The sequence below is a fragment of the Novosphingobium umbonatum genome (assembly GCF_004005905.1).
GTDB lineage: Bacteria > Pseudomonadota > Alphaproteobacteria > Sphingomonadales > Sphingomonadaceae > Novosphingobium > Novosphingobium umbonatum.
On sequence record NZ_SACO01000073.1, the window covers coordinates 1 to 255 of the forward strand.

Annotated in this window: 1 rRNA gene; it reads left to right on the forward strand. The window is 55.7% G+C overall.

Going from position 1 to position 255, the window contains the following annotated elements:
* Window positions 1-255: ribosomal RNA gene (locus tag EOE18_RS18340) — 23S ribosomal RNA — on the forward strand; the annotation flags it as partial.

Sequence of the window (255 nt, forward strand, 5' to 3'; positions counted from 1 at the left end):
TGCAGCTTCAGAGTGGCATTAGGAAAGAATTGTGTAGCATAGGTGGGAGGCTATGAAGCACCGGCGCCAGCTGGTGTGGAGCCATAGGTGAAATACCACCCTGTTGTTTTCTGATGTCTAACCCAGGACCGTTATCCGGTTCGGGGACCCTCTGTGGCGGGTAGTTTGACTGGGGCGGTCGCCTCCTAAAGAGTAACGGAGGCGCGCGATGGTAGGCTCAGGACGGTTGGAAACCGTCTGTTAGAGTGCAATGGC